This window comes from Janthinobacterium sp. OK676 (assembly GCF_900103595.1).
GTDB lineage: Bacteria > Pseudomonadota > Gammaproteobacteria > Burkholderiales > Burkholderiaceae_D > Janthinobacterium.
The window spans coordinates 157,607-175,633 of sequence record NZ_FNHA01000010.1; the positions used below are offsets into that span (position 1 = coordinate 157,607).

Genomic DNA, 18,027 nt, shown 5'->3' on the forward strand with positions numbered 1-18,027 from the left:
AACGGCGCACAGCATCGCTGCTGGCGCCGTCTCTGGTGCTGCAGGCAAACGCTTGTCGGCGCCGCCCCGTCGATCCCTGTTTCTGCCAATCTCCCTTAGAACGTATAGCTGCCGCGCAGGTAATAGGCGCGCCCGATCGGGTCCGTGTAGCGCGGATCATAGCCTTTCTGGAACAGGGTGCCCTGGTTCGAGAATGGCGGTTCCTTGTCGAACAAGTTTTTCACGCCAGCCGTCAGCAGCAAGCCTTTCCACAAGTAGCTGCCCGATACGTTCAGCAGGCTGTACGAGGGCACGTCGTGGCGGTACTGCGGGTCCACCTGGTTCTGATCCGTGTAGCCGGACTTGAACGATTGCGACACGGTGGCGCCCCAGTTGCCCATGCGCCAGTTCAGCGCCGCCGTATGTTTCCAGCGGAACACGGGATTGTTGTCCGCGTAGCGGCCCACATTGGCGATGAATTCGCCGCCGCGTTCGTTCTGGTAGTCGTACTTGTGGGTCCAGGTGCCATCGACGGACACGCTGAAATCGCCATACGCGCCGCGTCCCAGGCGGGCATTCAGGCTGACGTCGATGCCGTCGGTTTTCACTTCGCCGAGGTTATCGTTCAAGTCGAGGATGGCGAAGGGCGAACCGTCGGGATTGCGCAGGAACAGGGCCTTGTATTTTTCGTAGTTGCCGTAGATGGATTGCTCGGGCAACGATGAAATCTTGTCCTTCAGGTGGATGTTCCAGTAATCGAGGGCAAGCGTGACTTCCTTGACCGGTTCGAGCACGAAGCCGACGGCGAAGGTGGTGGATTTTTCCGGTTTCAGCTTTTCATTGCCGCCTTGCAGCTTGAACTGCTGCAAATCGCAATCGCGCAGGGGATTGGCGCCCGGCTGCGGCACGCCGCCCGGGCAGAGGATGGGATCGTCGTAGGAATCGTTGGTATCGTTCTTCGACGGCGGCGCATTCTTTTCAAACAAGGTGGGCGCACGGAAACCCGTGCTGGCCGATCCCCGCAGCACCAGTGCGCTGCTGGCCTGGTAGCGCAGGGCCAGCTTGGGGTTGGTGGTGCTGCCCACGTCGCTGTAATGGTCGAAGCGGGCCGCCAGCTGCACTTCCAGGTCCTTGATCAGCGGCAAGTTGACTTCGCCGAAGACGGCCTGGATCGTGCGCGAACCGCTCTTCGACAGCGAGCCGGACAAGCCGGAACTGGCAGCCTGGCCGGCGATATCGCGGTTGACGTTGAAGTCGGCTTTTTCACGTCGCAGTTCGCCGCCCAGGGCGATGGCCAGCGGGCCGCCGGCCAGCTGCATCAGGTCGCGGCTGCCCTTGATGTCGAAACCCGTGGTGGTGACCTTGGCGTTCTGTACTTCGCCGCGCAGGGCCGTGCTGTCCAGGTAAGTCTTGCCGGCCGCGTCCTGCATGCCGAAAGGATTCAGGATGCCGTTCAGTACGCCTGCGGCAAAGCTCGCATCCTGCACATAGCCACCGGTGAATTTTTCCGATGATTTGCTGATCGCGTGGCTCAGGCCCGTCTTGTAGTCCCAGCCGGCCAGTTCGCCTTCGAGGGCCAGCACCAGGCGGTCCGCCTTGCCGTCCGAATCGATCTGCCGCTGGCCCGCTTCCACGGGACGCCAGTTGACGCTCAGCGGCTGGCCCGACAAGCCCGGCTGGGCCGGCACGCCGCCCGCATTGCCTGGATAGTATTTGCTCGTGTTGGGCAGAATCAAGCCCGTTTGCGGCGGCGGCGCCGTGCGTGCCTTCACCTTGTTTTCCGAATGCAGGTATTCCACCGTGGCCAGGTGGCCGCCACCGAGCTTGAAGGCGCCCTTGCCGAAAAAGGCCACTTGTTCCTGGGCGGGCAAGTTGTCGATCTGGCGCGTGTAATCCTGGCGGCAGGTGCCGTTGGCGGCTGCCACTGACAAGGGGGGCAAACAGCCGCTGGCCGCGTAGGGATTGCCGGCCAGGCCGTCGCCGCCGTTGGCTGCTGCATCAAAATAATTGCCGGGGAAAGTCGTGCCGCTGGTAATGGACAGACCGCGCGAGGGGACGATGCCGGTCTTCGAAAAATCGCGGTCCTGCGAGGTGAGCACATTTTGCTTGTGGTAGTCGAGCACGCCGAAAATATTGTAGCCGTCCGTGTCGAGCTTGCCGAAACCCGTCGACAGGTTGACGCGGTGTTCGCCGCCGCCCTTGTGTTCGGGCGCGACGACTTCGGCGGTGATATTCGTGACGTTGACCGAGCGTTTGGTGATGAAGTTGATGACGCCGCCGATGGCATCCGTGCCATAGATGGCCGAGGCGCCGTCGCGCAGCACTTCGACACGCTCGAGGGCGGCAATCGGGATGATGTTCAGGTCGACGCTGGCGCCGTCGTACGGATGGTTGGCGATGCGCCGGCCATTGAGCAGCACCAGGGTCTTGTCGCCGCCCAGGCCGCGCAAGTCGGCGCTGGCCTGGCCACCCGTGGGCAAGCCGCTGGTGTTGCCGCCGACGGCGTTGCCGCTGCCCATGCTTGACGCATTCGAGGGTATCTTGTTGAGGACTTCCTGGGCCGTCGTCAAGCCTTGCTTGGCGAAATCTTCGGCCTTGAAGATGGAGAGCGGCGTGGCCGTTTCCGAGACGAGGCGCTTGATGGAGGAACCGGTGACTTCTACGCGCTGCATGGTGCTCGTGTCGCTGGCTTCTTGCGCCAGCGCTTGCTGGCTGAACAGGCTGGCGGCAAGGCCGCCGGTGCAGATCAAGCGGATGGAACGGGACAGGCGTGTTTCTCTGATCATGTTCAAGACTCCTGGAAAAGCGGTTGGCTAGAAGGGCGAGAACGGCCGCGCTGGTTGGCGCACCGAGAACATTGAAAAGTATTTATATCCTTTCAAGCGATCCACTGTAATGAGCTGCAAAAGTCCTTGTCAACATGGCAAACGGGTTTGTGTGCCTAAACAACGTAGTGCGCTTTTGGTACTGATTTAAAACAAAGAAGATGCATTTTGTGCCGCATTTTTAAGAAAGACGGCTGTGCCCGGCCTGAGCTTCGGGCGGGCAATAAAAAACGCCCGCTGCGGGGCAACGGGCGTTGGGGTGGCTGGCATGGCGATAGTCACGCATGCCAGCATGGCGGGTGCTTAGAAGAACTTGTAGCTGGCGCCCAGTTTGAAGTAGCGGCCGATGGCGCCGCTGGCATCCATCGGGTTGTAGCTCATGCCACCGTAGGTCAGCGGGTCGAGCGGCGCGATCTTGTCAGTCACGTTGTTGATCGAGGCAAACAATTGCAACTGCTTGTTGACGTTCCAGCGGGTCGACAGGTCGAGCGTGGTGAACGAGGCGAGCTTGCAACCGTTCGGCGCCGGTGTGCCATCGGCCAGCTTGGACGCGCACGGCTTGCCTTCAAACAAGATGTTCTTCAGATCCGAACGGTAGTTCAGCACGCCGCTGACGTTCCAGTTGCCCAGGTCCCACGAACCGGTCAGATTGATCTTGTCCTTCGGCGTGCCAGCGCAGTTGGAGGTATCGCAGTTGCCATGCGTGCCGGCGAACTGGTAGCGCACGGTGGACGACTCGGCCCGTACCCACGAGGCGATGTGGGTCCAGGTCAGGCCGAACGTGGCGCGGCCGTAGTCGCCCAGGCGCACGCGCTGCTTGACGTCCAGGTCGATACCCTTGATCTCCGTGAAGCTGGAGTTGCGGTACGGCGCCTTGGTGATCAGCAAGGTGCCCGTGTTCGGTACCACGACGCCGTTGATGGTCAGGTTGTTGTCGGCGCGAATGGCGGTCGGCAGGGCGGCCGCTTCGTTGTAAGGCAGCGGGTTGATTTCGTTTTCGCGCTTGATCTTCCAGGCATCGAGCGACAGGCTGGTATCGTTGAACGGATCCCACACCAGACCCAGGGTGTAGCCCTTGGATTTCTCGGGCTTGAGGCTGGGGTCGCCGATCTTGACGGCCGCCACTTGCAGTTCGCAGTCGCTGGCATTGGCGCCCGGCAGTTTCGTGCCGCCCGGGCAGCGCACGGGATCGCTCACGGTCGAGGTACCCGTCGATTGCGAATTGGCATTGCTTTCGGCCGGGCCCGGCGCGCGGAAGCCTTCCGAGTAGGTGCCGCGCACGGCGAAGGTTTTCAGCGGCGTCCACTTGGCGCCCAGTTTCGGCGTCGTCGACGAGAAACGGTCATATTTGTCGTAACGCAAGGCGCCCGACAGTTCCACCGTCTTGATGACGGGCGCCAGCACTTCGAGGAACACGGCCGAGACCTTGCTGTCGCCCTTGGCCGCCACGTAGCTGGAGTTGATGGAACCGTTTTCCGTACCCGACAGCGATGGATTGTCGAGCTTGTCGCGGCGGTGTTCCGCGCCGATCGCCAGGCCCATGGCGCCGCCCGGCAACTGCATCAGCTCGCGCGAGGCCTTGAAGTCGATGATGTCGAGCTTGGTGGTGGAATCGGAGGTGGCGTTCGTCACCATGGCCGCGTACAGCGAGGCGGGATTCTTGCCCGCCTGCGCGCCGATGTAGTACGGGAAATACTTGCTGTTCGGATTGCCCAGCGCATCCTTGACGACGGCCATGTTCAGCATGTTGCTGTAATCGAGGTGCAGCTTCGATTCCGAATGCGTATAGCCTGCATCGTAGTCCCAGCCCATGGCGTTGCCCTTGACGCCGAGCACGATGCGGTTGAACTCATTGTTGGCCTGGCGCGTGCTGGCGCCCACGTCGAAGGCCTGGTAGCGCACGCGCACGGGCACGCCATACGGATTTTGCGGGTGGTTGGCGGCCAGCACGATGGTGGTGCCGGCGCCGGAACCGTAGTTGACGACGCCAGTCGGGCTGGTGGCATTCGGCGGGAAGGCGATGGTCGGCGTGATCGACGGCGGTATCAGGGTAAATGCCGTATCGCGCTTCGAGTAGCCCGCTTCCGCGTAGACCTGGGTATCGGCATTGACTTGCCAAGTGCCGCGCGTGTACAGGTTGATCGATTCGATCTTCGGCTGCATCGAGCGGAACTGGTCGTGGTGCCACAGACAGCCACCCTTCGGATCTTGCGGCGAAGACACGGACAAGGTGGAGCAGCCCGGCAGGGCCACATAGTTGTTGGTGACGGGATCGCGTATCAGGCCCGTGGGCGCGGCATTCGCATCGTTGGTGCCATTGATGTAGCCGCCGGCGAACTGGGTGTTGATCGCATAGCCGTACGGACGCAGGTCGGCCTTGCCTATCCATTTGCGGCCGGCACGCTCGTTGTTCATCAACATGTCCGATTTGGTGTATTCGGCATTGACGACGAAGTTGTATTTGTCCGTATCGAGGTTGCCCTTGCCGAAGGTCAGCGAGGCGCGGTGCTGTTTGGCGTCGCTGTCGCCGGAAATGCCCGTGTCGCCTTTCAGAGTCAGGCCTTCGAAGTCCTTGCGTAGGATGATATTGACGACGCCGGCGATGGCGTCCGCGCCGTAGGTCGAGGAGGCGCCGTCTTTCAGAATTTCGATGCGCTCGACGATCTGCATCGGCACGGTGGACAGGTCGGTAAAGCTCTTCTGGCCGTCATCGGCGCGCGCGAACGGCGCCATGCGGCGGCCATTGAGCAAGACCAGGGTCGAGGTGGCGCCCAGGCCGCGCAGCGAGATGGCCGTGGAACCGGCGGCAAAGCCGTTACCGAAGCCCGTCGGCAGGGAGCCGGCGCCATCGGCGGTCAGGGTTTGCAGGTATTCGGCGACGGTCGCCTTGCCCGATTTCATCAAGTCGTCGCGGGTGATGACCTGTACCGGCGATGCGGTTTCGGCCGTGGCCCGTTTGATGCTTGAGCCTGTAATTTCCACCCGTTGCACATTGGCATCTTGCGCCATTGCCGGCGCCGCCATCATGCCCAGGCCAAGCGCTGCTACGCTACCCGAAAAAATAAGGCGTACGGAGCGGGACATCACTGTTTCCATCATCATTCTCAGAACTCCGAAAGTGTGCTCGGCCGGCCCTTGTGCGGCACAGCCTTGCCAGGGTGATAAAGATTGCTGCGTTGGCAATCGCTGTTGGTCAAACGGCATATCGTGTGAGATGCCGCCATTGATAAGACCATTTGCCGAGAAACCTTGTCAACGCGCAGATGTGACATTTCGGGATGGAAACAACAGTGTTTTTTATAAAGTTTGGATGTTTCATTATTGGCAATTATTTTAATGCTGCACTGCGCTATGCGTTTTCTGCCCGTCGACAAAAAGTGCGCTCATTCACGGACATAAGGGTTTCTACCAATGCGCTTTTGCGCGGCATTGGCCTGGCTATGTTGCGACGCGGAAAATTTCCTCGGCAATGCGCATGGCTGTTGCTGCGCACGCGAGAACTGCCGCGGCTTTTCGCCCGGCATGCAAAATATGCGTTATCGTTACGCGTTTTCCAGCGCGTCCGTGCATCGGCGCGGCTGGCTGTGAGCAAGGCATAGATCTTGCGAGGGTGGACTGGTTTTGGCGGTGGAATCCTGTATCCCAGGGGGAAGCCAGTACAAGCGCACCAATACGGTGCGACAGATAATCGAGATGAAGGGTATTACATGAAGTCACCATGGATGCGGCGCATGGCGCTGCTCGCCTGCCTGGCCACCCTGCCGCTGGCGGCCATTGCCGCAGATGCCGCGCCCGCGGCTGCGCCGGTCAAAACCTTGCGCTATATCCTGCCGGCCGCCGAGACGGGCTTCGATCCGGCCACCGCGCGCGACCTGTATTCGAACCACATCACGCAGGCCGTCTTCGACACCCTGTACACCTATGACTACCTGGCGCGCCCCGTCAAGGTGGTGCCCGGCGCTGCCGCCGCCATGCCGGAAGTATCGGCCGACGGCAAGACCTACACCATCCGCCTGAAAAAAGGTATTTATTACACGCCGGACCCGGCGTTTGGCGGCAAGCGCCGCGAACTGACGATGGCCGATTACGTGTATTCATGGAAGCGCCTGTTCGACCCTCGCCTGGCCTCGCCGCACACCTGGCTGCTCGAAGGCAAGGTGGTGGGGCTGGACGACCTGGCCAAGGACGCGGCCAAGGCGAACAAGTTTGACTACAGCAAGAAGGTGGCCGGCCTGGAAATCCTCGACCCGTACACCTTGCGTATCACGCTGACCAAGACCGATTTCAACTTCCCCATGATCCTCGCCTACGTGCCGACGGCGGCGCTGGCGCGCGAAGTGGTGGAAAAGTATGGCGACGTGAAGGGGGAAGTGGGTTCGAATCCCGTCGGCACCGGCTACTACACGCTCGGGGAATGGACGCGCGGCAACCGCATCGTCCTGAACCGCAACCCGCAGCACTTGCCGGAAACGTGGAATTTCCTGGCCGGCGACGACCCGGACGACCAGCGCATCGTGCGCCAGATGCAGGGCAAGCGCATTCCCGCCATCGACCGCATCGAAATTTCCGTGATGATCGAAGACCAGTCGCGCTGGCTGTCGTTCCAGAGCGGCGGCACGGACGTATTCTGGCTCGATGGCCCGCTGGCGCCGAAAGCGATGCTCAACGGCAAGCTGCGTCCCGAACTGGCGGAGAAGGGCGTGCAACTGTCGCGCCTGCTGGACCCGGAAATCAGCTATTACTACTGGAATATGGAAGACCCGACCCTGGGCGGTTTCAGCAAGGAAAAGATCGCGCTGCGCCGTGCCATTGCAATGGCGCACAATATCGATGAAGAAATCCGCATCATCTGGAATGGCCAGGCCAAGCGCCTCGACTATCCGATCCCTCCGGGCGTGGTGGGCTACGATCCGCACTACAAATCCCTGCTGCAATACGATCCCGTGCTGGCGAATAAATTGCTGGATAAATTCGGCTACAAGAAGGGCGCCGACGGCTGGCGTACTTTGCCGGACGGCAAGCCGCTCTTGATCCGCTACGCTTCGCGCAACGAAGCCAATGGTGTGCTGCAGGCGGAAATGTGGCGCAAGACCTACAACTCGCTGGGCATCCGCATGGAAAACGACCGCATGATCTTTTCCGACATTTTAAAGACGGAAAAGCAGTGCAAGATGCAGTCGCGCACGGCGCAATGGCTGGCCGACTATCCGGACGGCGACAACTTCATGCAGCTGTTCTACGGCCCGAACACGCACCAGAACAACAATGGCTGCTACCAGGACCCTGAATATGACAAATGGTACGCGGCCAGCCAGTCCATGCCGGCCAGCCCCGAGCGCGATGCGCTGTACCACCAGATGGCGCGCCGCCTGGAAGTGAACGCGGGCGCCCTGATCGGCTATGCGCGCTACCGCAACATGCTGGCGCAAAAGTCGGTGCTCGGCTACAAGAAGCACCCTATCCTGTTCCAGGAATGGGCGTACATGGATATCGACAGCACGGGTGCGCCAGTGGCGCCTGCCCCTGCGGCCCCGGCCAATAAATAAGCGCGGCTTATAAAGACAAGGAATCATTATGTTCGCTTATATCCTGCGCCGCCTGTGGCAGATGCTGCCGACCATGCTGGGCGTGGTCCTGTTGGTCTTCATTTTATTTAACTGGGTGGGCGGCGACCCCGCCTACATCCTGGCCGGCAAGATGTCCAGTGCGGAAAGCATCGCCAACATCCGCCGCCAGCTCGGCGTCGACCAGCCGTATTATGTGCAGCTGTGGATCTTCATCAAGCAGATCGTCACGTTTGACTTCGGCCAGAGCTGGGCGACCGGCGAGTCCGTGTCGCACATCATCACCTCGCGCCTGGGCCCGTCGATGATGGTCTTGATCCCGCTGACCGTGCTGGAAACGTTCTTTGGCGTGGCGCTGGCGCTGGCCATCGCCTTCGTGCGCGGTTCGCTGACGGACCGCATGGTGATGATCGCCTGCACGGTGGGCATGTCGATTTCCATCCTCGTCTACATCATCGTCTTCCAGTACGGCTTCGCCTACAAGCTGGGCCTGTTCCCCGTGCAGGGCTGGGGCGATAGCTTCTGGGAAAACCTGCTGCGCTATTCGACCCTGCCGATCCTGATCGGCCTGGCCGTGTCCATCGCGCCGACCCTGCGCCTGTTCCGCACCTTCGTGCTGGACGAGGCGAACCAGGATTACGTGCGCACGGCGCGCGCCAAGGGCCTCAAGGAAGGCCGCATCATGTGGGTCCACGTGCTGCGCAACGCCGGCATTCCCATCATTACCTATGTGATGTCGAACTTGCCGGCCCTGCTGATCGGCGCTTTCCTGCTCGAGCGCTTCTTCGGCATCCCCGGCATCGGGCGTGAAGTGATCCTGGCCGTCGAGCGCAGCGACTTTCCGGTGATCAAGGCGATTACCGTGTATGTTGCCGCCGCCACCATGCTCTTCAACCTGCTCACCGACCTGCTGTACCAAGCGGTCGATCCTCGCGTACAACTGAAGTAGAAAGAGACGATGTCGAAACCTCATACATCGCCCGGCCTGTGGGCCCTGGCGTGGCGCCGTTTGCGCGGCGACAAGATTGCAATGGTATCGCTGGCCGTGGTCGGCGCCTTTTTCCTGCTGGTGCTGGCGTCCGCCAGCGGCCTGGTCGCTTCGAACTGGGAAGATGAAGTGGCCGTCAGCTACGCGCCACCCACGTTTGTGGGTGCCGACAAGGACGTGGCCGCCGACGGCGCCATTCCCCTGGCCGATGAGCGCAGCGCACCGACGCCCGTCAACGTGCTCGATCCGCTGGCCGACGACATCGCGGAACTGCGCGCCCAGATGGGTAGCAATCCATCGGCCGGCGTCGATATGTACGGCGTCACCGACCCGCTGGCCGACGATTTGACGGCCTTGCGCGCCGGCGTGGGCAAGACGAAAAAGCTCGTCACGCACAAGGCGGCGACACTGCCGTTCGGCGCCGACAAGTGGGGTCACGACATCATCCAGAAAACCATCAAGGGCGGCGAAACGTCGATCGTCGTCGGCCTGGTGGCCGCCTTGCTGGCCGTCGTGCTGGGTACGCTCTTTGGCGCCGTGTCCGGCTACTTCGGCGGCATGGTCGATGACTTCTTCAACTGGTTCTACAGCATCTTCACGTCGATTCCGTCCATCCTGATGATTTTGACGGTCGCGGCCGTGCTGCAGCAGAAGGGCGTGCTGACCATCGTGCTGATCCTGGGCTTGACGGGCTGGACGGGGCCGTACCGTTTGATACGCGCCGAATACATCAAGCACAAGGCGCGCGAATATGTGATGGCGGCTGACGCGATTGGCGCTTCGCACTGGCGCAAGATGTTTTCGCACATTTTCCCCAACGTCAGCCACGTGGCGCTGGTGCAGATGTCGATCCTCGTGGTGGGCTTCATCAAGGCGGAAGTGATCCTGAGTTTCCTCGGCTTTGGCGTGCCGGTGGGCACCGTCTCGTGGGGCAGCATGCTCAACGAGGCACAAAATGAACTGATCCTGGGCAAATGGTGGCAGCTGACAGCCGCCGCCACGGCGATGGCCGTGCTGGTGACGGCGTTCTCGCTGTTTACCGATGCCTTGCGCGATGCGCTCGACCCCAAAGTGAAATAGGAGTTGCTCATGGACCAGAATAACCTGTTGGAAGTGCGCGACCTGCGCGTCACCTTCCGCCTGGACAAGAAGACCACGTTCGAAGCCGTCAAGGGTATCTCGTTCAACGTGCCGCGCAACAGCACCGTGGCCCTCGTGGGCGAATCGGGCAGCGGCAAGTCCGTCAGCTCCCTGGCCGTGATGGGCTTGCTGCCGCCGGATAACACCATCATAGCCCCCGCCTCCAGCATCCATTTTGGCGGGCGCAATCTGCTGGACCTGTCGATTGCCGAGCGGCGCACCATGTGCGGCAAGGATATTTCGATGATCTTCCAGGAGCCGATGTCGTCGCTGAACCCCGTGTTTACGGTCGGTTTCCAGATCGCGGAAGTGTTGCGCCAGCACATGGGCATGAACCGCAAGCAGGCGCGGGCGCGCACCCTGGCGCTGCTCGAGGAAGTGGGCATTCCCGATCCGGCCACCAAGATCGACGCCTACCCGAGCCAGATGTCGGGCGGCCAGCAGCAGCGCGTGATGATCGCCATGGCGATCGCCTGCGAACCGAAACTGCTGATCGCGGACGAACCGACGACGGCGCTGGACGTGACGATCCAGAAGCAGATCATGGACCTCATCGCGGCGCTGCAAAAGAAACACCAGATGTCCGTGCTCTTCATTACCCACGACCTGGGCCTGGTGGGAGAGATCGCCGACCAGGTGATCGTCATGCGCCACGGCGAAGTACGCGAGACGGGCGAGGTGCGCCAGGTCTTCGAAGCGCCGCAAGACAGTTATACGAAAGCCCTGCTGCATTGCCGGCCCTCGCTCGACGAGCGCCCATGGCGCCTGCCCGTCATTGCCGACTATATGGAAGGCAAGGCGGGCCCCGGCGTGGAAGTCAAACAACGCACGCGCGGCTACACGCCGGGCGACGAGCCCGTGCTGGTGGTGAATAACTTGAGCAAAAGTTTTTATACGCGCGAAGGCCTGTTCGGCAAGCGCGAATTCCAGGCCGTCAAGGATGTGTCGTTCACTTTGCCGCGTGGCAAGACCTTGGGCGTGGTGGGCGAATCCGGTTCCGGCAAGACGACGGTGGGCTTGACCCTGCTGCGCCTGCACCAGGCAACGGGCGGCACGGCCATGTTCCACGGCAAGGATTTGATTGCCATGCCGAACAGGGAATACCTGCCGTATAAACGCCGTATCCAGATCATCTTCCAGAATCCGTATGCGTCGCTGAATCCCCGCTTTACGGTGGGGCAGATCTTGCTCGAGCCGATGCGCATCCACAACATCGGCGCCGACGACAAGGAACGCATCGCCAAGGCCTATTGGCTGCTCGACAAGGTCGGCTTGCCGGAACAGGCTTTCCACCGCTATCCGCACGAGTTTTCGGGCGGCCAGCGCCAGCGCATCGCCATTGCCCGCTGCCTGACCATGCAGCCGGAAATCCTCGTCTGCGACGAATCCGTCTCGGCGCTGGACGTGTCCGTGCAGGCGCAGGTGCTCAATCTGTTGCAGGACTTGCAGGATGAATTCGGCCTGTCCTACATCTTCATTTCGCACGATTTATCGGTGGTGAAATACATCGCCGACCAGGTGATGGTGATGCACAAGGGGCAAGTGGTGGAGCTGGCCGATTCGGATGAGCTGTACCGCAATCCCGTGCACCCGTACACGCGCACCTTGCTCAGCGCCATACCGAAGGGCGTGCAGTTGTAAGGCACTTTTTACGGTAAGATAGCGGCCATGCCCAACCTCATTTATCTGCTCGAACATTACGGTGTCCTGATCGTCTTTGGCATCGTGCTGGTGGAGCAGCTCGGCCTGCCGATTCCCGCCTTTCCCATCCTCGTGGTGGCGGGGGCGCTGGCCGTCGATGGCGACATGAATGGAGCGCTGGTGCTGGCCGCCGCGCTGGGCGCCTGCCTGATCAGCGACTTCACGTGGTTCCGCGCGGGCCGCCATTTTGGCAAGCGCATCCTGCGGCTGCTGTGCCGCATCTCGCTGTCGCCCGATTACTGCGTCAGCCAGACGGAAGACAAATTCAAGCGCTGGGGGCCGAAAGCCCTCGTCGTCTCCAAGTTCGTGCCGGGTTTCAATACCGTGGCCGCGCCCATGTCGGGCGCGCTGGGCACGCCGCCTCGCCTGTTTTTCCTGTACGCGGGCCTGGGCGGCTTGCTGTGGAGCGGCACGGGCATCGCCGTCGGCGTGATCTTCCATTCCAGCGTGCAGCAGGTGCTCGACTTGCTCAGCACCATGGGCAGCACGGCCTTGCTGATGCTGGCCGCCTTGCTGGGACTGTTCCTGCTGTACAAATTTCTCGAACGCCGGCGTTTCCGCCAGGCCTTGCAGATCGAGCGCATCGGCATCGATGAATTGCTCGAACTGATAGAGCAGGGCGAAGAGCCGCTGATGGTCGACGCGCGCAGCGCCACGGCGCAGGCGCTGGAGCCGGCCGTGCCGGGCGCCTTGTTCTTCAATGGCAAGGAACCGGTGCCCGCCCTGATCGCCATGGACAAGGACCGCCACATCATCGTGTATTGCAGCTGTCCCAACGACGTGACGGCCGCGCAAGTGGCCAAGCTGCTGCACCAGCACGGCTTTCACCGGGCCAAACCCCTGCATGGCGGCCTGGACGCGTGGAATGCCGCCTACCGTTCCGACCAGCCGGCGCCCGCCAGCCTGCTGGGTGAAGGTTTGCCTTCCTGATCCGCGCTGCCTGCCGCATGGCAGGCAGGACCTAAAACCGGTAGTAATAATACGAAAACCGCTGTGCGGTGCCGCCCGGACGGCAGTGCCGCGCCCGCGCCGCCGCGTACAAAGCGGCTTTGCGCAAACTGCGGCATACTGTGTTTTCATGGCCGTTCCTGCTGCTGTGCAGCATGCTTTTCGTGCGTTTCCCGAGTGCGAGTACTTACTATAAATTATTGTTTCTAAGCAATTTTGGCGCTGCCTGTTGCATTTGGAGTGGAACTACCAATAAAGGCTTGTTTTGATGTACTTAAACTACAAACTTTGCTTGCCTCCGGGCGCATTCATCCTTTAAGCTTGGCGTCCCATGCGTCCCACTTCATCATTTAAAATCATGAGCGCTTCGTCTTCACCCGTACTGCCGACTTCCGCCTTCGCCGATGGACCGCGCCTGCTGGCCGACGTGGGCGGCACCAATGCCCGTTTCGCCCTGGAAGTGGCCGCTGGCCACATCACCCTGGTGGAAGTGCTGCCCTGTGCCGATTACCCGAGCCTGTCCGCCGCCCTGCAAGCCTACCTGGCCCTGCCGCACATCGCCGCCGCCGGCGGGCAAGCCGTGCGCCATGCCGTGATCGCCATCGCCAACCCGGTCGACGGCGATTTCCTCAGCATGACGAACCACCACTGGTCGTTCTCGATCCGCGCCATGCGCGACGAGTGCGGTTTCACGACCCTGGACGTGGTCAACGATTTCACGGCCCTGGCGCGCGCCTTGCCGCTGCTGTCGAACGAGCAAAAGCACCAGGTGGGCGCGGGCACGGCCCGTCCGAACACGGCCATCGGCCTGATCGGCGCCGGCACGGGCCTGGGTGTGTCGGGCCTGATTCCGTCGCACGGCGGCTGGATCGCCCTGCAAAGCGAAGGCGGCCACGTCAGCTTTGCGCCGTTCAATGAAACGGAAGTGAGCATCCTGCAATTCGCCTGGCGCGAATACGAGCACGTCTCGGCCGAACGCCTGATTTCCGGCGATGGCCTGGAACTGATCTACCGCGCCCTGGCCGACCGCGCCGGCGTGCCGGCCGAAGACTTGACGGCGGCGGAAATCACGCGCCGCGCGCTGGCCGGTGAATCGCAGCTGTGCGACGACGTCATCGAAGCGTTCTGCTGCATGCTGGGCACCGTGGCCGGCAACGTCGCCGTCACCCTGGGCGCGCTGGGCGGCATCTATATCGGCGGCGGCATCGTGCCGCGCCTGGGCGCGCGCTTCGACCGCTCGGGCTTCCGCGCCCGCTTCGAGCGCAAGGGCCGCTTCGCCAACTACGTCTCGCAAGTGCCGACCTTCGTCATCACGGCCCAGTACCCAGCTTTCCTGGGCGCATCGGCCATTCTCTCGGAGAAACTCGCCTCCCTGTGACGCGGGCAAGCGGGCGATATGTCGCGCCAGGGCCGGGTAAAACGCGTGTTTTGCCCGGTTTTGCGCTTTTCCGCTTTTTATCAGGTACAATTGGCATCGTTGGATGAAACGACGACTGTCGCTCTCCCGTCTGGCTGGTTCGCCGCCACGGGAAAAGCAGCTGCTCCGGAGTTCGTTTCATTGCTGGTTATTTAAGGCCAGCACCATGGATGGCAGGACTTTCACTGCATCCGCTTTAGTCCCGCTTTGCGCGCATCGGCCAAGGCGTCGGAAAAACAGCCTCAACTAGTAACCCAGCACGGCGTCATCATCGATGTCTGCCATCTGTTACGTTGAAATGAACGTTTTTGATTTCTTTCTCTGCATACGAATTGCAACACACATCCGCACAGAATTGCTATGAATACAATTGAGGCTAAAAAAGTCCTCGAAACCGCGTTGCTGTGCGCTCGTGAATCGCTGACGATCCACAGCTTGAAGAAGCTGTTCGTCGATGCGGACGAGAACGGTCGCGTGCGCGGTGTCGGCGTTGGCGCCGACACGATCAAGCAATTGCTCGAAGAGTTGCGCGATGAGTGGCAGGGGCGCGGCATCGAGATCGTCAGCCTTGCCTCGGGCTGGCGCTTTCAAAGCCGCCCTGAAATGAAGATGTATCTCGATCGTTTGACGCCCGAGCGGCCGCCCAAGTATTCGCGGGCGACCCTGGAAACCTTGGCCATCATCGCCTACCGCCAGCCGGTGACGCGCGGCGATATCGAGGAAATCCGTGGCGTTGCCGTCAATTCGCAGACGATCAAGATGCTGGAAGACCGTGGCTGGGTCGATGCCATCGGCTACCGCGACGTGGTGGGACGGCCGGCTTTGCTGGCTACCACCAAGCAGTTTTTGGATGACCTGGGTTTGCAATCGCTGTCCCAGCTGCCGCCTTTGCAGCAAATCAGCGAGATGCAGGGCAATGGGCTCGAAGCCCTGGAAGCGGCCCTGCAGGAAAATTTTGACAAGGCAAGCAATGAGCTTGTCCCCCAGCTTGGTGCAGGTAGCAATACGGCTGTGACAGATGTAGATGTGACAGCAAGCCTTGATGCCGGCCCCGATGCTTCGCCCACGGACGAAGCCTACACTCACGACCCTGCGCCAGAACTAACGGTTGACGCTGCGCCAGGTCAGCACAGCCAAGAAACGAAGAATGAATAATCCGAACACACCCGAGACAGTAACCGCCAGCGACGAAGCCATCGTTGCCAAGCCCAAGCGCCGCACCAAGGCCCAGATCGAAGCTGATGCGGCTGCCGCTGCCGTTGCAGGCGACGCTGTCGCCGCCAAGCCGAAGCGCCGCACCAAAGCCGACGTGGCTACCGACTCAGTTGCTGAATCCTCCGTCGCCGCTGTTGAAGCAGGCGCCGCGCCAGCCGTCAAGAAAACCCGCGCCAAGCCGGCCCTGAAGGTCGTGGCCGACGCCGCCGAAGCGGCTGCCGAAGCCGTTGCCGCCCCTGCGCCGCGTCCGCCGCGCGCCCGCGCCGCCGCCAAGGCTGCCGCCGCCGTCGCTGAAACGGCGCCGGAAGCCGTCGCTGACAAGCCGGCCGAAGCACGCCCGACCCGCGGTCCGCGCCAGATGCGCGGCGTGCAGGCCGAGCGCGCACTGCGCCAGCCGCCGCGTGCCGAAGCGTCGCAGGCAGCCGAAGCTGCGCCTGTCGCCGAGCAAGCCGCCGCGCCTGTCGCCGACGTGTTCGATGCCGAAGGCAACCTCGTTTCCGGCCCGCGCCTGCCGCGCGGTCCGCGCAACGACGTGCCGGGCGCCGGCAAGAATGCCGGCAAGAGCCGTAAAAAAGGCAAGGGCCGCCAGGCTGCGCCGGGCAAGGTCAGCGATGCAGATGCTGTCTTCTCGTTCGTTACCTCCGACGCTTTCGACAGCGAAGACGGCGGCACGGGCCGCGCGCAGAAAGTGGCCGTGCGCCGCGACCTGACGTCCGACGACGATGCGCCGAAGCTGCACAAGGTGCTGGCCGAAGCCGGTCTCGGTTCGCGCCGCGACATGGAAGACCTGATCATTTCGGGCCGTGTGTCCGTCAACGGCGAGCCGGCCCACATCGGCCAGCGCATCCTGCCGAGCGACCACGTGCGCATCAACGGCAAATTGATCCAGCGCCGCGTCAGCAAGAAGCCGCCGCGCGTTCTGGTGTACCACAAGCCGGCCGGCGAAATCGTCAGCCACAACGACCCGGACGGCCGTCCATCCGTGTTCGACCGCCTGCCGACCATGAAGGCGGGCAAATGGCTGGCCGTTGGCCGCCTCGACTTCAACACGGAAGGCTTGCTGCTGTTTACCACCTCCGGTGACCTGGCCAACCGCCTGATGCACCCACGCTACGGCATCGACCGCGAGTACGCGGTGCGTACCCTGGGTGAACTGGAAGAGGGCATGCGCCAGAAACTGCTGGCCGGCGTCGAGCTGGAAGACGGCCTGGCGCAGTTCTCGAAGATCGCCGATGGCGGCGGTGAGGGCATCAACAAATGGTACCGCGTGGTGATCGGCGAAGGCCGTAACCGCGAAGTGCGCCGCATGTTCGAAGCGATCGGCCTGACCGTGTCGCGCCTGATCCGTACCCGCTACGGCGCCATGACCCTGCCAAGCGGCCTGAAACGCGGCCGCTGGGAAGAGATGGATGAAAACACCGTGCGCGACCTGCTGGCCGCCTACGGCATCGAAAAGAAAATGCCGCCTTCGGGCGATCCGCGCGCCGCTGGCGCCGCCAAGGGCCGCGAAGCGCGCAAGGCGAGCCGCGATGACGAGCCGAATGGCAACCGCATCGATGTGAGCAACCGCAACGCCGACCCGTTCCCGGTCGCGCCGCGCCGTGGCCAGCCGCAAGGCCAGTTCGCCCGTCCGCAAGGCCAGGGCCGCCCAGGCGGCGCCGGCCGTCCAGGCGAAGCGCGTGGTCCGGGCCGTGGTCAGCCGCAAGGTCCATTTCAGGGTGGTCAACCCCGTTCGTCGGCATCGTTCGAAGGTGCGCCGCAAGGCCGCTCGCCACGCGCCGCAGGCCAGGGCCAGGGTCGTCCAGGTGGCGAAGGCCGCGCGCCGCAGCGCGGTCCGCGCCAGCCCGATCCACTGCAAACGGCATTCGGCTTCGCCAACACGGGTCCGCGCCGCAATGCCGGTGGTGGTGCCGGTGGCCAGGCGCGTTCCGGCGGCCAGCCGCGTGGCGGCATGGACCGTGGCGGCATGGATGGCATGCCGCGCCGCCGCAGCAAAGGTTAATCGGGAAGAGTTTCTTCTTGCGCGCCCGCCGATCTGCTGCGGGTGCGCGCTCTTGTAACTGTTGTAAGCCGGGCCGCTCCTCGTGTGCGGCATTGCGGCGAAGTTAATAAGAGGTTATAATCTGCAGCCTAATAAAAGTTCTCCGCAGGGTTGTTTGGTGGGGAGTGCTTTCATCTGGTTGGGGAAATACAAGAAGATGGGCAGATGCCCATTTTTTTTTTGTTGAACCGTTTGTAATGGCGCCAACA

At 62.2% G+C, this 18,027-nt stretch carries 11 protein-coding genes; 9 read left to right on the top strand and 2 right to left on the bottom strand.

Annotated features, from left to right (window positions below):
- Nucleotides 1-95 precede the first annotated feature (95 nt).
- Nucleotides 96-2,765: a TonB-dependent receptor gene (locus BLU39_RS19670; protein WP_092715983.1), complete on the bottom strand. Its 2,670-nt coding sequence runs from the start codon at nt 2,763-2,765 to the stop codon at nt 96-98.
- Between the two features lie 342 nt (nt 2,766-3,107).
- Nucleotides 3,108-5,888, bottom strand: a complete 2,781-nt coding sequence (locus BLU39_RS19675; protein ID WP_092715985.1) for a TonB-dependent receptor — start codon at nt 5,886-5,888, stop codon at nt 3,108-3,110.
- A gap of 194 nt (nt 5,889-6,082) precedes the next feature.
- Between BLU39_RS19675 and BLU39_RS28305 the strand changes: the two genes are divergently transcribed.
- From BLU39_RS28305 to rluB, 9 genes are all read left to right on the top strand, one after another.
- A complete protein-coding gene (locus BLU39_RS28305; RefSeq protein WP_139178380.1) occupies nt 6,083-6,403 on the top strand; it encodes a hypothetical protein in 321 nt (106 codons plus the stop codon).
- 108 nt (nt 6,404-6,511) lie between these two features.
- Entirely contained in the window at nt 6,512-8,350 is a 1,839-nt protein-coding gene (locus tag BLU39_RS19680) for an ABC transporter substrate-binding protein (protein ID WP_232731316.1), read from the top strand.
- 28 nt (nt 8,351-8,378) lie between these two features.
- Nucleotides 8,379-9,317, top strand: a complete 939-nt coding sequence (locus BLU39_RS19685; RefSeq protein ID WP_070219240.1) for an ABC transporter permease — start codon at nt 8,379-8,381, stop codon at nt 9,315-9,317.
- Nucleotides 9,318-9,326: 9 nt separating this feature from the next.
- Nucleotides 9,327-10,436 (top strand): ABC transporter permease, encoded by a 1,110-nt coding sequence (locus tag BLU39_RS19690; RefSeq protein WP_092715990.1) that lies wholly within the window; start codon nt 9,327-9,329, stop codon nt 10,434-10,436.
- A 9-nt stretch (nt 10,437-10,445) separates the two neighbouring features.
- Nucleotides 10,446-12,137, top strand: coding sequence for an ABC transporter ATP-binding protein (locus BLU39_RS19695; protein WP_092715992.1), 1,692 nt, complete (start codon nt 10,446-10,448; stop codon nt 12,135-12,137).
- Nucleotides 12,138-12,164: 27 nt separating this feature from the next.
- A complete protein-coding gene (locus BLU39_RS19700; protein ID WP_092715994.1) occupies nt 12,165-13,127 on the top strand; it encodes a VTT domain-containing protein in 963 nt (320 codons plus the stop codon).
- Between the two features lie 376 nt (nt 13,128-13,503).
- Entirely contained in the window at nt 13,504-14,523 is a 1,020-nt protein-coding gene (locus tag BLU39_RS19705; protein WP_092715996.1) for a glucokinase, read from the top strand.
- 399 nt (nt 14,524-14,922) lie between these two features.
- Nucleotides 14,923-15,717, top strand: a complete 795-nt coding sequence (scpB, locus tag BLU39_RS19710; protein WP_092715998.1) for an SMC-Scp complex subunit ScpB — start codon at nt 14,923-14,925, stop codon at nt 15,715-15,717.
- Complete coding sequence (rluB, locus tag BLU39_RS19715; protein ID WP_092716000.1) at nt 15,710-17,779, top strand: 23S rRNA pseudouridine(2605) synthase RluB; 2,070 nt, start codon at nt 15,710-15,712, stop codon at nt 17,777-17,779. Before scpB ends, rluB begins: the two co-directional genes overlap by 8 nt.
- Nucleotides 17,780-18,027: the final 248 nt, after the last annotated feature.

What these genes read in the sequence shown, in the direction of transcription:
- BLU39_RS19700 (WP_092715994.1), top strand. Translation starts at nt 12,165, where the DNA reads ATGCCCAACCTCATTTATCTGCTCGAACATTACGGTGTCCTGATCGTC.
- BLU39_RS19695 (WP_092715992.1), top strand. Translation starts at nt 10,446, where the DNA reads ATGGACCAGAATAACCTGTTGGAAGTGCGCGACCTGCGCGTCACCTTC.
- BLU39_RS19685 (WP_070219240.1), top strand. Translation starts at nt 8,379, where the DNA reads ATGTTCGCTTATATCCTGCGCCGCCTGTGGCAGATGCTGCCGACCATG.
- rluB (WP_092716000.1), top strand. Translation starts at nt 15,710, where the DNA reads ATGAATAATCCGAACACACCCGAGACAGTAACCGCCAGCGACGAAGCC.
- BLU39_RS19705 (WP_092715996.1), top strand. Translation starts at nt 13,504, where the DNA reads ATGAGCGCTTCGTCTTCACCCGTACTGCCGACTTCCGCCTTCGCCGAT.
- scpB (WP_092715998.1), top strand. Translation starts at nt 14,923, where the DNA reads ATGAATACAATTGAGGCTAAAAAAGTCCTCGAAACCGCGTTGCTGTGC.
- BLU39_RS19675 (WP_092715985.1), bottom strand. Translation starts at nt 5,888, where the DNA reads ATGTCCCGCTCCGTACGCCTTATTTTTTCGGGTAGCGTAGCAGCGCTT.
- BLU39_RS19670 (WP_092715983.1), bottom strand. Translation starts at nt 2,765, where the DNA reads ATGATCAGAGAAACACGCCTGTCCCGTTCCATCCGCTTGATCTGCACC.
- BLU39_RS19680 (WP_232731316.1), top strand. Translation starts at nt 6,512, where the DNA reads ATGAAGTCACCATGGATGCGGCGCATGGCGCTGCTCGCCTGCCTGGCC.
- BLU39_RS28305 (WP_139178380.1), top strand. Translation starts at nt 6,083, where the DNA reads ATGGAAACAACAGTGTTTTTTATAAAGTTTGGATGTTTCATTATTGGC.
- BLU39_RS19690 (WP_092715990.1), top strand. Translation starts at nt 9,327, where the DNA reads ATGTCGAAACCTCATACATCGCCCGGCCTGTGGGCCCTGGCGTGGCGC.